This is a genomic window from Bythopirellula polymerisocia (genome assembly GCF_007860015.1).
GTDB classification, from domain to species: Bacteria; Planctomycetota; Planctomycetia; order Pirellulales; family Lacipirellulaceae; genus Bythopirellula; species Bythopirellula polymerisocia.
In genome coordinates, this window is record NZ_SJPS01000001.1 from 1,118,771 (window position 1) to 1,133,929 (window position 15,159).

The 15,159-nt window shown below is 54.8% G+C and carries 10 protein-coding genes; 5 read left to right on the forward strand and 5 right to left on the reverse strand.

The window, feature by feature from the left end:
- Window positions 1-28: 28 nt before the first annotated feature.
- Window positions 29-3,016 (reverse strand): YCF48-related protein, encoded by a 2,988-nt coding sequence (locus Pla144_RS04440; protein WP_146448120.1) that lies wholly within the window; start codon window positions 3,014-3,016, stop codon window positions 29-31.
- 242 nt (window positions 3,017-3,258) lie between these two features.
- Here Pla144_RS04440 and Pla144_RS04445 point away from each other — a divergent pair, with 242 nt between their 5' ends.
- Window positions 3,259-4,896, forward strand: coding sequence for an HDOD domain-containing protein (locus tag Pla144_RS04445; RefSeq protein ID WP_197530376.1), 1,638 nt, complete (start codon window positions 3,259-3,261; stop codon window positions 4,894-4,896).
- A gap of 65 nt (window positions 4,897-4,961) precedes the next feature.
- On the forward strand, window positions 4,962-6,044 hold the full coding sequence (locus Pla144_RS04450; protein ID WP_146448124.1) for a site-2 protease family protein: 1,083 nt from the start codon (window positions 4,962-4,964) through the stop codon (window positions 6,042-6,044).
- On the opposite strand, the gene Pla144_RS04455 is transcribed toward Pla144_RS04450, so the two are convergent.
- Window positions 6,010-6,870, reverse strand: a complete 861-nt coding sequence (locus Pla144_RS04455) for a transglutaminase-like domain-containing protein (protein WP_146448126.1) — start codon at window positions 6,868-6,870, stop codon at window positions 6,010-6,012. The genes Pla144_RS04450 and Pla144_RS04455 overlap by 35 nt on opposite strands.
- 293 nt (window positions 6,871-7,163) lie before the next feature.
- On the opposite strand from Pla144_RS04455, the gene Pla144_RS04460 reads away from it, so the two are divergent.
- Together Pla144_RS04460 and Pla144_RS04465 are read left to right on the forward strand one after the other, a co-directional pair.
- Complete coding sequence (locus tag Pla144_RS04460; protein ID WP_146448129.1) at window positions 7,164-7,574, forward strand: DUF2178 domain-containing protein; 411 nt, start codon at window positions 7,164-7,166, stop codon at window positions 7,572-7,574.
- The gene (locus Pla144_RS04465; RefSeq protein ID WP_146448131.1) at window positions 7,564-7,782 is read left to right on the forward strand and encodes a helix-turn-helix transcriptional regulator; all 219 of its coding nucleotides are present in this window, start codon (window positions 7,564-7,566) and stop codon (window positions 7,780-7,782) included. Before Pla144_RS04460 ends, Pla144_RS04465 begins: the two co-directional genes overlap by 11 nt.
- A gap of 26 nt (window positions 7,783-7,808) precedes the next feature.
- On the opposite strand, the gene Pla144_RS04470 is transcribed toward Pla144_RS04465, so the two are convergent.
- Window positions 7,809-10,592 carry a hypothetical protein gene (locus Pla144_RS04470; RefSeq protein WP_146448133.1) on the reverse strand — a complete coding sequence of 928 codons (2,784 nt, stop codon included), beginning with the start codon at window positions 10,590-10,592 and terminating at the stop codon, window positions 7,809-7,811.
- 153 nt (window positions 10,593-10,745) lie between these two features.
- On the opposite strand from Pla144_RS04470, the gene Pla144_RS04475 reads away from it, so the two are divergent.
- Window positions 10,746-11,711: an alpha/beta hydrolase gene (locus tag Pla144_RS04475; protein ID WP_231936159.1), complete on the forward strand. Its 966-nt coding sequence runs from the start codon at window positions 10,746-10,748 to the stop codon at window positions 11,709-11,711.
- Window positions 11,712-11,728: 17 nt separating this feature from the next.
- On the opposite strand, the gene Pla144_RS04480 is transcribed toward Pla144_RS04475, so the two are convergent.
- Window positions 11,729-12,790 carry a potassium channel family protein gene (locus Pla144_RS04480; protein WP_146448135.1) on the reverse strand — a complete coding sequence of 354 codons (1,062 nt, stop codon included), beginning with the start codon at window positions 12,788-12,790 and terminating at the stop codon, window positions 11,729-11,731.
- Window positions 12,791-12,838: 48 nt separating this feature from the next.
- The gene (locus tag Pla144_RS04485; RefSeq protein WP_146448137.1) at window positions 12,839-15,109 is read right to left on the reverse strand and encodes a glutamine synthetase III family protein; all 2,271 of its coding nucleotides are present in this window, start codon (window positions 15,107-15,109) and stop codon (window positions 12,839-12,841) included.
- Window positions 15,110-15,159: the final 50 nt, after the last annotated feature.

Sequence of the window (15,159 nt, forward strand, 5' to 3'; positions counted from 1 at the left end):
GCCCAGCGATGCTACGCATCGCTAGTAATCACTTGAATCTTAATAATCCATAATTCGTCGGGTCAGGCTCGCCAACCAAGGGACGCGCGAGGCTTTGCGTTTTTTTCCCCGGCACGAACCGCTCGATCCCAATCGCCCAGGTGTCTCCAATCTCCGGCGGAGTGGCCGTGAGTTCGCTCCAGGGGATGGCGACTTCAATCGTCCATGTCTTTTCATCACCTCCCGCTGCCACGAACCACTGCGGGTTCCAAGAGTGGTCCTGCCAGCAGGCATCGTTCGTCCAGCCGCGATGGTCGATTGTCAGATCAAAATACGTGGTGTAGTCGCGATCCATGTCCAGCAGAATGCTGACCCGATCGTGCGAGGTAAGGTCGGTGTCGTAAGTGCGGGGCCGATCGTCAGTAGAGTAACTGAGAGCAGGGTCTTTTTCGCATCGTACAGCGAAGTAGAAATACTCTTCATCGCGTGTGAAGAGGAATTCAGAACTCGGAGTCTCGAACTTGACGAACTCTTGCTGCCACATTGGCTCATCAAACGTTCCGTCGAGGTGTGGCTTTTCTGCACTAAAGCGGCAGTCGGCCAAAGGTACGGGCGGCTTCGGGCGCCCTGGCTCGGTGAGCCAACGTTCGATGCTGCCGCAGAGTTGCCACGCTTCACCAGGAGCACGAAGAGAAAGCGACTCAAGATATTTTTCCGCAACCGCGGGGATTGAACGCTTGCGTTCGGCAATCGCCCAGGGAACCCGAACCTGAGGCTCGCTATGCAGAAGAGGGCGCGTTTGGGCAATGTGCTGAGTTATTTGCACCGCGCGCGTAAATCGCTGAAAGTCGAGGCTTTTCTCATAGCTGGTTGCTGTGGCCGGCTCGACGGAGCTGTCGGTCTGAGGGGACACTTCGCTGGGGACTTCCACCGCAATAGCTTGCGCGACTGCCGGTGTGATTTGATGATAAGCATGGGCAGCTTCTCCACTGGCATAGTACTGTACGAGCCAGACTAGCGCTGCATCCACGAGTGGATCGCTCGGATAGCGACGGGCCATGAGTTCCAACGTGGCAGCCTTCAGATCAAGTTGCCCTGCCTTCTGAAAGTGAGTCGCCAGTTCGTAGAGCAATGCGGCAGCCGCTGTGGGATCCATGTCGGTAAGCATTTGTCCCACCTGGCCCAGTAGTGCCGGATTGCCTCCGCTGGCACGGAAGATGTTTCGCAGGTTACGGCGTTTTTCAATGAGCCGTTGTTGGGATTGTGCAGCAAGCGATATGTCCTGTGAAGATAGTGCTCGACGGCTGGCGGAGCCGGGAGTCGCGCCAAGTCCTGCCACGAGGTCGTCAATTTGTGCCGTGGGTTCTCCCGCGAGACTCGCCAAGAGGCGAAACTCGTCGGCGATTTCCGGCGGAGAGAATTCTCGGGAGAGCAAACTCCTGGCGGCAATGCTGGAGTCGGCTAGCGAAGTTCCAGCTATGGTTTCTTCGGACTGCACACGATGAGTGCCGCGCATGTCGGGAGGAAGCAGGGCGTAAATGCGGCTTACTTGCCAAGGAGTGAGGGCCAACTGCTCGCTGAGTGAAAGGAAGTGGTTTTCATCGGCGGCTTGTGTTACTGCTATTTCTGCCGCTGCGGCAATCCGTTTGCCAAGCCCTGTGCTTGCTTCATGTGCGTCGGGAACGATGAGGACCAGCGGTTGCCAAGTGCGAAGCAGTCGGACAATTTCAGCTGCGAGACGGGTGTCGAGATCTTCGTGTTCATTGCTCGGGAACTGCCAGGCATGCGTGACGGCATTGCCACCGAGAAAAGTGATCGCTTCGTCAATGCGCGCAGTGGCGGAGAGTTGATCGAATCGAAAATCATCCCGGGGGGGAGTGAGCAGGTGGACTATCGTGCGATAGCCATCACACTTGGCGAGTTTGGCCAAGGCGGCCAGAGGCAGCTCGCGCTCGTTTTCCAAAATCATCAACACAGCGGATCGCTCAGCCTCACCACGCTGAGTCTGCCAGGTTTGGCCGCCGTCAGAGGTGTGTAAAATGGCACCGAAATCTCCGACAGCCCAGCCGTGCGATTCATCCGCAAACGTCAGCTGGTTGAGCGGCGTGCAGCTTCCCGTGGCATATCCTTGCCATGAGTCCCCCGCATCAGGGGAATGCAACACGACGCTTCCCGGGGAGCCAGCGATCCAGACGTTCTCTCCCATGGTCGCTACGCTGCGCCACTGGATGTGATTTGCAATCTCCTCGGGAAGAATACTTATTGCTTCCCAATTGGCCCCGCGATCGGTGGTGTGCTCGATCATTCCTGCCTCGCCGACCATCCAGCCAATCCCATCGGCCGAGAGTCTTACTGCATGGGCATTGCGGGTTGTTTGCTGATCGAGGGTGATCGGCACCGCATCGCCTGCGACGAGACGGGCCATTTGGCCGCCAGGTCCCACGATGATTCCTTGTCTCTGGTCGACGAAATCGCCGCCCCACCAAACCGAAGGTACTCCGACACCCAGGGGACGCCAGTTGCGTCCGCCGTCATCCGAGGCAAACAAACCTAGCGGTTCTCCTCCCGAGCCGTGCCCCCAAGCCACGCCGTGCTGGGGGTCGAAGAACTTCACTCGTTCCAACGCAGGGACAAACGCCAACAGCTTTTTCCAAGTTTTCCCTCCATCGGTCGTGCGGAGAACAATTCCCTGGGTTGTCCAGAGATACGGCTGGGTGGCCCCTCCTACGGCCCAGCCGAGTTGGCGGTCGAGAAACCACACGCCGCTCAAGCGCACATCGACATGCGACGATTGCTGGTGCCAATGCGCTCCGCCGTCGGTGGTGTGCCAAATGCAACCATGTGCTCCGACTGCCCAGCCGTACTGGGCATCAACGAAGTGAGTATCGAACAGCGATGCATCTTCAACCAACGGCGCGGACACCGCATCCATTGCTCCAGGCGTTATCTCTGGAGGCAACGCTTCTTGTGCCGCCAAGTCGGAAGCACACGTTAGCGATAGCCATGTGCATAGCAATAGTAGGATGGCGCGAATCATGGGCTTCCTGTGCCGCGTGATAAGTCTGGTGGGGAGTTTATTATTAACGAAATCTTTGTGGAGGCCTAGCGCAACGTTTTTTGGCTGATCTTGTCGATTTGCCGCATGGTGCGGGATATGCCGCCGCCCCCCTCACGGGGGCCTTTTTTGACCTATATTTTCGATATCGAGTCAGAGCACAGATTACCTGCGCGAATGCTCCAACTTCTTATGCAAGCAGTCTCCTGTTGGACACCATGCACATGCCCCAATGCATTTCAAGCCTGCCGCCTAGTGAGCCGGATACGGCAACGATGGAGCGATTCGTCCTGCATGCGAAATCGTTGTACAGCCTTCCTGTCGTTGCGGCGGAGGTACTCGAACTCACTGCCAGTTCAGAAGTAGATACCGTAGCCCTCAATGCATGTATCGAGCGAGATCCCGCACTCACTGTACGCCTCCTGCGCGTGGTCAATAGTTCGCTCTTTGGATTGAGTCATCCGGTGAGCGATCTGAACCAAGCGATTACGATGCTGGGGATCAAACCACTCAAGCTGCTAGTACTTGGCTTCAGCCTTCCCGAAAGCCTGTTTGCGAATCTTGCGAGAGAGCAACTCGAGTCGTATTGGTCGACGACCTTGATTAGGGCGGTATCTGCGCGGGAAATCAGTGAGCATTGGTTTCAGCGCTCTGGGGACGAGGCCTTCTTGGCTGGCTTACTGCAAGACATTGGCATCTTAGCGCTCATCGGGCAGTTTCGTGACAAGTACACTCACCTGATGTCGCGCGCGATTGAAAAGCAAGTTGATCTCACGCAGATCGAAACCGAGACTTTGGGTTTCGATCACCTCGCCTTGAGTGCCGCTTTGCTCGATCATTGGAACATGCCTACCCAGCTGGGGAGGTCCATTACAAATATTCGCAAGGGGCAGATTCACGCAAGTGGGGAGACCTCGACAGATCATCTAACCCGCGTCCTGCAACTGGCCAGCTTGCTGGGAGAATTGGTGGGGCGCCATCGCTTGAGTGTTTTGCCCGAATTGCTGGAGTTAGGGGGAGCCTACTGTGAACTTGATAAGTCGCAATTGACAAAACTAGTCGCCGAATTGCAGCCCAAGGTGGAACTTCTTGCAGAAGTTCTCTCTCTCGAATTGCCCGAAAGTCGTGAGTATACGGAGATTCTGGTCGCTGCCCATGGTCAGATTTCGGCGCTTGTCGATGAGGACGAGGAGTCTTTGAATGAATTCGCGCTCTGTGAGAATGACGTCAACTCCCAAGTGCGCAAGGAAGCCAACCGATTAAAAATCGCTGTAAATGCATTTCTACGTAGCGCTCCTGCGAAGGTATCCTCACTCGTGCTCAAGGTTGAAGTAGAATCGCCGGAAGAATCGGAAAACCATTCTACAGGAGAGTTGCCGTTCGAGCTGTTTTCCTTTGACAGAACCTTTGAACAGCGACTGGTGGTTGCACTGGGAAAATGTCGCTCGCAACGGCAGGCTTTGAGCGTCGTCATGCTGGAAGTCTCTACAGACAATCAAGAGGGTGAATCGAACGAATCGCTCCTGAGCAGACTAATGGATACGGCCTGTCGAGTGGAATTCTGCTCCCCTCTAGAAGTAGAAGTGAGTTCTCCGACTCGGCGAGTTTTAGTTTTGGGAGAATGCGATCGCCAGGAGGCCGTTCACATGGCGAGAGGTGCGATCCAATCTATCGAGGCGACCTTCCAGCGGCACAAAGACCGTAGGGAAGAGACTCGAATTCGCGTCAGCGGGGGAGTTGCCAGTGTTTTCATGCCGTCGAAGAATTTTGAGCCATCGCGCCTGTTGCAAACGGCGGATCGTTGCTTGGCTGGGGCACGCACCTGCGGCACAAGTTCCGTCAAAAGTCTCGAAATCTACTGATTTCTCTGTACGTTGCAATTCAAAAGGGCTTTGCCTCAGTACTGCCAAGGGTGTAAGATTCCCCGATGAAGAGTGAGGCCCCCGAATCCCCCCCGTCCCAGCAGCCTGCACCAGCCCAGTCGCCCGAGTCTCCCCAGACGGTAACTCAGAGCACTGGACCGCGTGGCGATCCGGCTAAGACTGGGATGGCGCCGGCTGAAGATCCGTTTCATGATCCGGCGGTCGCCCATCTGCCAGAGCTAACGGTCTCGGACCTGCATTTTCGTCCCCAACGCCGCACGCTGTTGCCGCTCTTGTTGTTCTTAGCGACTTGCGCTTCGACCTTTTGGGTCGGCGTTACTCATTGGGAACCACTTGAACCACGCTATATCGGCACTTATGCCGCCATGGCCCGGATCATCCAGACCAACTGGGTGACGGGGGTTCAATATATGGTCTCCGTGTTGGCGATCCTGCTCACCCACGAGATGGGGCATTTTCTGCAAACGGTCAAGAATCGCATCCCGGCAAGCTATCCCCTCTGTATTCCCATCCCCTTCAACGCTATTGGCACGATGGGAGCCGTGATTGGCATGGATGGGATGCGCGCCGATCGACGGCAGATTTTCGATATCGGCATCGCCGGTCCACTGGCGGGATTGGTGGTAGCGATCCCCGTCTTATGGTGGGGAATCACCGACTTGGATCTCACGCGGATTCCCCAGCACGGCGAGTTTCAACTCTACCTCCCCTGGATAGCACAGTGGATGCTTGAGCGAGCACATCCCCAGTGGGCAGGCCGCGAGTGGGTAGCACTTTCGCAGCTTAATCCTTACTTCATGGCCGGCTGGGTCGGCATGCTGATTACCGGGTTGAACATGATGCCAATCAGCCAACTCGACGGCGGTCACACGATCTATGCACTTTTTCTTGAAAAAGCACACACCCTGGCCAAGTGGTTCGTCTCACTGGCGATTTTCTACGTGGTCACCAATCTCAATCACGCCGTGATGTGGACCCCAATGCTGGTTCTCGTAATCTTCATGGGCATTCAACACCCGCCTACGGCCAACGACAAAGTCCCCCTGGGCCGCGTCCGCTGGGCCATTGGCATTGCCTCCCTGGCGATCCCGCTTATCTGTTTTCCGCTTCAGGGGTTTCGACAATAATCTGTGGCAATGTTGCAGCAGGGACCTCGTAGGACCAAACCTGAAAAGAACGAATCTGATTCTCGCCGAAAGTGGTCGTAAGCGCCACGTCTGCGGCGTCACGCCCTCGGGCCATTAATATCCGCCCAATACGCGGCGTATTGTTGCGAGCATCGAAGGCATGCCACTGCCCTCCAAGATACACCTCGAACCAGGCACTGAAATCCATCGGACTAGGCTGTGAAGGCACGCCCAAGTCTCCCAAATAGCCTGTACAGTAACGCGCAGGAATGTTTAGACAGCGGCAAAACGTGATCGCTAAGTGCATGTAGTCGCGGCATACTCCAACCTGCTCGCGATACGCTTCCAACGCAGTACGATTCGCACGAGCTTGCAGGTAATCGAATCGAATGTGATTGTGTACGTAGTCGCACACCGCTTGCACGAGTGACCAACCGGCCGGCAAATGTCCGAACAGTGACCATGCAGTATCGCGGAGCTCGCTATCGACCTCACAATATCGGCTGGCAAGCAGAAACAGAAGCACGTCGTTTGGTAACTCTTGCACGCTATGCTGCAAAGCCTGGGGAACTTGGAAGTCGGGTTGCCCGTCATCCTCAATCAAGGCATCGGTGCGAAAGGACACATAGCCGGCAGTTACAACCGTTCTACCGCACAGGTTCCCATGCAGATCGAAATACTCGCATATATCTGCCTTTGGCATGACTCTCAAAGATTCGAGCCTGCGAATAGTGGAGGTTCGCGACGGATGGACGTACCCCATCAACACGACAGCGGTCGGCTTGGCAAACTCAAAAGCGGCTTCAAAACCGGCGCGAATAATCATGATCTTGCAATGTCATTTCTCCGCCAGAGAGAACGGGATCTAGCCCGCAGGAACAATTCAGCCTCGAGGACGAGGGACGAAATCGATGCATTGTTAAACGCCCATTCTCTTTGTTCTGAGAAGCCTTGGCAATCGTCAATGGCTGTGAAGCAGTCCCGAACCAGACAAAACTTTCATTGAAGAGCGCCGCACCCCAAAATAAATGTAAAATAGACTTGACATTCACTGTGTCAAGTCTATCATACATTCATTGGCGAACTTTCAATCCTATTCTCGCTTGGTCGGAGGTTGTTATGAATGCTATGGAAAAGGTGGCGTGGACCGAGTTGACGGTCTCGTTGGCGGCGCTTGTTGTGGTAGCGTGTCTCTATCCTTGGTTGGGCAACGGTGCTACCGGAGCATTTGGGCTCTTGGGGATTCTTGGGTTTAGTGTCATTTTCTTGCGACGACGCGGACAAACAGTCATTGTCGATGAGCGTGACCGTGACATTGCACAGCGAGCGACTATGCTTGGCTTACATGGTGCTTGGATGACACTCATGATGACCTTAGTAATCCTCGTGTTATGGAATAGTTATAACGACAGAGATGCTGTTTCGATCAGCCTACTGAACTGGCTGATCTGGATCCAATTCGCGATATGCTTTGCGGTTAAGGGTTTGGTTGCCGTCACAGCGTATCGAAGGCAGCAGCATGCCTCGTAAGTCGGAACCTCAACTAACGAACTCCGTGCGCGAGTTGCGTACCGAGTCAGCAATGACTCAGCAAGATCTGGCAGATCAGGTGGGCGTGACTAGGCAGACTATTGTGGCCTTGGAAGGGGGGGCCTACACACCCTCGCTGACTTTGGCTTTGCGAATCGCCCGCACCTTTGGCAAGAGGGTGGAGCAAGTGTTCCAGCTTGACGAGTAGTCAAGAGGGTCGGGAAGACATCGTCGCTAGAAGTTCGCCCGAAGTACTCCTGTAGTTTGTGGATCGAACTCCAGTTCGACGATTTTCTTCCCGGGAGGGGCGAAGCGGACGCGGAACTGCTTGGTCGCATAGTCTCGGCCGTTCGCACACTTTTTGAAGGAGTAAGCCATTGTGATTTCTCCTTTCGCCTCGATCTGCGACTCAATTCGCGCTGACAGCATACCGTAAGCAGTAGGGAGGTTGTTTAGCTCGATGTGTTTCCCTTGCTCGAACCAGGCACTGGGAACGGTTGGCAGAATGACGAGCCCGCCATCGGGGAGGCCGCCGTCGGTGCGAGTTTCAGTCACCAGAGCATCTCGAATCAGCCACAATGCCTGGCCCGCGCCGGCACCCAGGGGTTCCGTGAAGGAGATGTGCCCCTCGAGATATCGTTGGGCATCGTACATGCCAAAACTCCACGGGGACTCGCGGACGAGTCGTTCATAAGCGGCTCGGTCGAGACGATCGGGGAACAGCCCCGCCACTTCTGGGATGGTATAGCCGTTGCGACTGGCGGCGTGGAGGAAATACGCCTCCAGAGCAGCCAACGCCTGCGGCCGATAACTCGGGTCGAGAGCCGAGGCATTGAGAAGATAGCCGATGATCCCCCCTGCGTAGGCCACGTCCAGGCCGTTGTAAAATCGAGGCAGGCTTGCCCAGAGTCCACCGTGGTGCTGCATGTACTCAAACACGTCACGATCGGGAGACGCCATGGGATCAGCACCGCACATCTGCAACTGAAGCAACGATGGGGCAAAGAGATTCCAATAGTTTCCTAGTCGTGTGTCGGTGAGAGCCTCATAGGGGCCTTCATGCTTTCCGTTCAGGGAAGGCAATTCGAGTGCCAAGGGGAGGAACACATCCTTAGCGTCTTCTAGAGCTACCTCGCCCATGACCTCGTCGATTCTGTTGCGGAGATCTTTTGCTTCTTGACGCAGCTTGTTCGCAACTTCGCGATAGGAATCGCCGCCAAGATGCGCTAATACGTCCGCCGTCTCGACGATGCCTTTCCAGCAGATGGCTGTGGCATAGAGACTTGTCGCTGGGTCACGGATGTCGCCCCCGTAGATGTGCGGTGGTAGCAATCCGCAAGTCAGCGGAGATCGCTCTTCCTGATCTTCACGTCGAACTCTGCTGGTCCACTCCGCGCACTCGATCATTGCCGGCGCGACCCGGGTGAGCCACTCGGGGTCATTGGTCAGTCGAGCCACGACCGCGGCAGCCCAAGGTGCGGCTCCATTGCGAGACTGGTGGTGGACATTTGATTTATCGAGATTCTGTGGCTGTAACATGATTTCGGCTTGGCGTTGGGCTTCCCTGCCACGGCCCCATTGGGCAAGAGCCACGACCGGCCAAGCCTCTTCGATGCCAAAGTAGTATTGATAGAAATAGGCACCGTAACTGAGTCGGTCACGTCCCTGGTAGTTCACGCGTGTGATCGATTCGATCTGAGCTTGCCAAGCATCGACGCGATCTTGCCATTGACTTGAAGGGAGCTTAACTTGCGCACCTTGAGCAAGGATTTGTTCCCACTGGCGCTGAAACTCGGCTTCAGCGCTCGCGTAATCAGAAAGGGGAGTGGAGTTTACATCAAATGGCATCCCGACTTGGGGAGTCGCTAGTTCAACGCGACCCTGCTTGTCAGGAGTGAAGACCAGCAACATCTCCAGTGGTCCGCACTTTTCAAGCGTGAAATCTTGTCGCGATTCGAGCACGACTCGATCCCATGCATCAATTAGCTGCCGTCCTTGCTGGCGATAGCTGGGTTCCAAGGAAAAAAAGGGGATGGGCGTGCGTTCGCGATTCTTGTTGTCCCAGAAGTGGGCATTCGGTCGGCGTCCTACTCCTAGGGCAAGACGAGTTTCAGGAGGTGCATTCTCAATTTGAAATTGCACAAAGAGAATCGGTTTTGTGCCGCTCGCTAGATTGTAGGAAAACATCGCCTGACGAACGGTCGCCCCTTCGTGTGACCATGCCAGATTCCACTCTGGCAGCAGGCGACCAGAGGCAGACTTCGAGAAACTAGTAGCTGCAGACAGCGGCGCGGGACGAATCAATCGATCGCCCTGTTTTATCACTGGGGCAAACCAGTGATCTTCCTTGCCACCCTCGTCAAGATCTCGCCTCGTCCAGGTGGTCAACCATTGGCCATTCTGATAGGCGAAGGCAGGACTTGCATCGTGCGGCGAGGCGAGCAGTACCTTCTGAAAGTCGAGCGGCAAACCGGCGGAGGCAAGTTGGTCCCAAGTCAATTCTTGAGCGAGTCCGTCAGGAATAATCGGATCGCTGAGGCTGGCTTGCTGAGTGGCAATTTCAGTTTCGCTGAGCGAGAGGTCGTTTACATCTGGCGGCAAGCACGCAAAGAAGTCACCTGTTTCTTCGACTTCCACCTTCGGAGTTTCTCGAAGGAGGGATTCCTCGACAACCAGGATTTGATCCCCAAAGGCATCACGACTCATGTCGGTAGAAAGATTCACGATCTTGCCGCGATACGGCGCAGGCAGTTGCCAGGGTATCGCTCGCAACTCCTGAAATGGTGCGATAGCGATTTCAGTTCCCTTTGTGACGGCGATATCGGAACTGTTGTCATCCTTAACACTATCCGGTTCATATGAGTGATCACCGAATCTGAGAAAATGTATTAACCCATCAGCGGGAACTTCCAAAGTAGCCGTGCCATTTTCAAGTGGCAATCGTGTGATCTCCTCAGCAAATGTAGTAGCTTCAACTGCTATAAACAGCAGGGACCAAATAAAAATTCGCAGTGACATGGATAGTAGCCCCTCTGCAAGTCATCAGCCAATAGACAAAATCACCGTTTCAGACAACCATCGTATTGGCTTTCAACTTCCTGACCTAGACCCTAAAATGACTCCCTTTCTTATCACGGCGATCGATTGCTGCTAACTTAAGGACGCTCCATATTGATTCAGACACTAAGTGCGATCGGGATACTCGTTTCGCTTGTCACGTGTGCGATGGGCCAGGGACTGGATGATCACTACAAGCTTGGCCCCGATTCTCTGCCTCAAGAAGGTGTGCCGCAGGGGGAAATCAACGGTCCGCATGCGATTCCGAGCAAAGCCTTTCCTGGCACTCAGCATACCTATTGGGTCTACGTGCCTGCTCAATATAAGGACGATGTGCCGGCGAGCCTTATGGTATTCCAGGATGGGCAGGCATTTATCAATGATGAGGGTCAGCTTCGCGCTCGTCACGTGCTTGATAACCTGATCCATCGCCGAGAGATTCCGGTCATGATTGCCGTGTTTATCAATCCGGGTCGGACCACTGAACAACCCGAGCCAAATCCGAAAGAGTGGGGAGATAAAACTACCAACCGCCCTGAGGAATACAACTCGCTCGATGACCGTTATGCCCGTGTGATCATCGATGAACTCATGCCTGAGCTTGCGAAGTCGTACAACATCGCTCCCGAGGCCGAACGGCACGGTATTGGCGGCGTGAGCTCCGGAGCCATCGCCGCGTTCACGGTCGCTTGGGAAAGACCCGACGAATTCAGCAAGGTGCTCAGCATCGTCGGGAGTTTTACCAATATCCGGGGCGGGCACGTTTATCCAGAGAAGGTCCGCGAGAGCGACAAGAAACCTATCCGCGTATTCTTTCAAGATGGCCGCAATGACAACCGCGGAACACGTCATGGGACAGTCGATTACGATCCCACCTGGGACTGGTTCCTACAAAATGTGCGGCTAGTTGAAGCGATGACGGAAAAGGGTTACGACATCAATTACTCGTGGGGCATCGGCCTACACGGTTCGGCTCAAGGTGGGGCGATGCTCCCCGAAATGATGCGCTGGCTCTGGCGAGATCATGGCGTGTCGACCGACCCCAACGATACCATTGAGCGAAGCTTCAATAAACCATAGCGAACTCCGCTTCTTGACTATAGCGAAACCGCAATCTTGGCTCCGCGATAAAGAATCTCTGATGAGGATTTGGGTTTTACGGTGAGCTGAGGAGGCTGCTCTCCACGAGCAAGAACAACCAGTGCATCACCTGCTTCCAGCATGCAGTCGAGCGCTGGATCGACCTCAACTTCTCCCTCCTGGCGTTGGACTGCCACAATGAGGAACTTGTGGTCCACGGTCGAAGTGATATCCCCGACGGGATGGCCAGCCAGCAGATTGCTCACCGCTACTTCATGGATTTGCAAACCGATCTGCGATAATTCGTGTTGCAGTTGCTCGTTTTTCTCAGGATCGGCCAACAATTCTTCCCGGCTGGGATGGGTTATGAGTTGAGCCATCCGCCTCCCCCCAATCACAGCAGGAGATACCACATGGGTGGCACCACTGCGGAGCAGCTTTTTCTCTGTGGCTGGGTGTTCTGCACGAGCGATGATTTCGACTTCGGGATTGAGGACCCTCGCGGTGAGGGTGATAAACACATTGGCGGCATCGTCCGGCAGTACGGTGGCCAGCACAGAGGCGTGCTGCACCCCAGCACTCAGTAAAACATCATCTTCGGTAGCGTTCCCTTGCAACACGAGACAATGCATTTGTTCCGCAGCAGTGAGCTTCTCATCATCTTGATCGATCACTACAAACGGCTTTCCTGCAGCCTGCAAATTCTTCACCAGGATGCTGCCAGCCCTGCCAAATCCACAGACAATGGCGTGATCGCGTAATTCTTCGATACCTTTGGTCATGCGACGATTGTTGAGTGCGCGATTAATTTCACCTTCCATTAACATTTGTACCAATCCTCCGCCCGTATATATTGCCGAACCGTAGCCGAACACGATGAGCAAAATGGTCATTAACCGCAATTGCGGTGTCTCGATGGGATGGACTTCACCATAACCCACGCCGAAGATCGTGATGGTTACCATGTAAATGGCATCCATCACGTTCCAGCCGACAATCACATAGCCAATGGTCGCAAACAGGCACGTCAACAAAAAAAACGTGATGCCTTCAGCAAGTCGACGAATGGATGGGGACACTGCGCAGCACCGTTCGTAATGAACCGCCTCAAAGGTCGGGATCTTAGGCTACTTGATGAACAGCATCTCCTGGTAGGTCGGCAGCGGCCAGAGGTCGTCGGCTACCCAGCCTTCCAGCAAATCGGCATATTTTCGCACCGTGGCCATGGCTGGAAGCACATCACCAGCAAAATACTTGGCATGGTCCAAAGTGCTTTGCTCGTCGGGGTCCGTCAGGCTTTTCTCCAAGACGGCAACACTATCTTGCAAACCTTTGACCAGTTCAGTGATTTTCTCCAGCGTATCGGTATCAAACTCAATACCCACCGCTGCCAGATTTGCACAGGTCGACGCAAGTTGGCTTTGGTACCTTACAGCTGCTGGGAAGATCAGCGTCTTGGCCATTTCAACTGTGAGCTTGGCCTCGACGGAGATCGTCAAACAATACTGCTCGAGATAGGTTTCAAGACGGCTTTCAAGTTCACGCTCACTGAGAACGCCGTACTTGGTAAAGATCTCTTTAACCCCAGGGCCTTCGAGTTCGGGAAGAGCGTCGACAGTCGTTTTCAGATTCAGCAGACCTCGCTTCTCCGCTTCGGCGTGCCAGGCGTCAGAGTAGCCGTCGCCATTGAAGATGATCGGCTCGCACTCGGTGATCAATTCGGTGAGCAGCGATTGCAATGCACCGTGCAACTTACTGGGATCATCGCCGATCGCTTTTTCGAGCTTGGTAGCACAATAATCGAGGGACTCGGCAATGATTGTGTTCATCACGACCAAAGGACCCGCGATCGACTGGTTGGAGCCTACCGCGCGGAACTCGAAGCGGTTGCCCGTGAAAGCGAAGGGACTGGTGCGGTTGCGATCACCGGCATCCTTGGGCAGCGGAGGCAGCACGTCGACTCCAACGCTCAAGGTTCCTTTGGCGATCGAGGAATTTGCCCCGCCCCCTTTGATCTGCTCGAAGACATCGGTGAGCTGATCGCCAAGGAAAATCGAAATAATCGCTGGCGGGGCTTCATTCGCACCCAAGCGATGGTCGTTTCCTGCGGTTGCCACCGAAGCCCGAAGCAAACCTTGATTCAGATAGACGGCCCGAATGACGGCCGCGCAGAATACCAGGAACTGGGCGTTTTCATGGGGAGTCTCGCCAGGATCCAAAAGGTTTCCTTGTGAAGAACTACCGAGCGACCAGTTCACATGTTTGCCGGAACCATTTACCCCGGCGAAAGGCTTTTCGTGAGTCAAACAAGCCATGCCGTATTTCTCGGCGACCCGCTTTAAGGTGGTCATCAACAATTGCTGATGATCCGTTGCGAGGTTAGCCGACTCGAACATGGGTGCAATTTCAAACTGGCCCGGGGCCACTTCGTTGTGCCGCGTCTTGATTGGAATGCCTAACTTCAAGAGCTCACGCTCCGAATCAAGCATGAAGGCCAGCACGCGCTCAGGAATCGCCCCAAAGTAGTGATCGTCAAATTCCTGTCCCTTGGGGGGAGTCGCTCCAAAAAGCGAACGCCCCGCCGTGAACAAATCAGGTCGAGCAAAATAGAAATGACGATCTACCAGGAAGTATTCCTGCTCCGGTCCGGCAGTCGAAGCGACAAATGAATCGTCAGCGTGACCAAAAAGCTTCAGAATTCGCTGGGCCTGCGCATTCAGCGCTTGCATGGAACGCAATACGGGCGTTTTCTTGTCAAGCGCTTCACCCGTCCAAGAAACGAAAGCCGTGGGAATGCAGAGCGTCGTTCCGTTGGGATTCTCCAAAATGTATGCAGGACTGGTTACATCCCAAATCGTGTAACCACGAGCCTCGAAGGTTTGCCGAATACCTCCCGTGGGGAAACTCGACCCATCGGGTTCTCCCTGAATAAGTTGCTTGCCCGAGAACTCGGTTACCGCGCCGCCATTACCATCCGGCGAGAGAAAGCTATCGTGCTTTTCAGCCGTTGCTCCGGTAAGTGGATAGAACACATGAGCGTAGTGCGTGGCACCTTTTTCGATCGCCCAATCCTTCATCGCCGAGGCAACAACATCGGCAATCGCAGGGTCGAGCTTCTCGCCAGCTTCGATGGTTTTGATCAAGGACTTATAGATCGGCTTCGGCAGTCGATCTTTCATCACCGACTTGCTAAAGACGTTTTGGCCAAAGAGTACGTGAGCCGGCGTGTTGGTAAAATCAAGCGGGGGTGAAAGTGGTTGATAGTTTGTTACCGCAGCGATGGCGGCCATGCGAGGCGACCTGCCGCCCGTGGACTCTCCCCCGCCGCCACCGACAGCTCCAAAACTTTTTCGATCTTCAGACGCAACGGACGGGTCTGCATAGCTCAACGTACTCATGGCACCACCTTTCCTTACCATTGGGACCCGCGAGTGCTGGCCCACAAGTT

Bases quoted from the DNA above. Each gene is read 5' to 3' on its own strand.
- Pla144_RS04440 (WP_146448120.1), bottom strand. From the start codon at position 3,016: ATGATTCGCGCCATCCTACTATTGCTATGCACATGGCTATCGCTAACG.
- Pla144_RS04445 (WP_197530376.1), top strand. From the start codon at position 3,259: ATGCCCCAATGCATTTCAAGCCTGCCGCCTAGTGAGCCGGATACGGCA.
- Pla144_RS04450 (WP_146448124.1), top strand. From the start codon at position 4,962: ATGAAGAGTGAGGCCCCCGAATCCCCCCCGTCCCAGCAGCCTGCACCA.
- Pla144_RS04455 (WP_146448126.1), bottom strand. From the start codon at position 6,870: ATGATTATTCGCGCCGGTTTTGAAGCCGCTTTTGAGTTTGCCAAGCCG.
- Pla144_RS04460 (WP_146448129.1), top strand. From the start codon at position 7,164: ATGAATGCTATGGAAAAGGTGGCGTGGACCGAGTTGACGGTCTCGTTG.
- Pla144_RS04465 (WP_146448131.1), top strand. From the start codon at position 7,564: ATGCCTCGTAAGTCGGAACCTCAACTAACGAACTCCGTGCGCGAGTTG.
- Pla144_RS04470 (WP_146448133.1), bottom strand. From the start codon at position 10,592: ATGTCACTGCGAATTTTTATTTGGTCCCTGCTGTTTATAGCAGTTGAA.
- Pla144_RS04485 (WP_146448137.1), bottom strand. From the start codon at position 15,109: ATGAGTACGTTGAGCTATGCAGACCCGTCCGTTGCGTCTGAAGATCGA.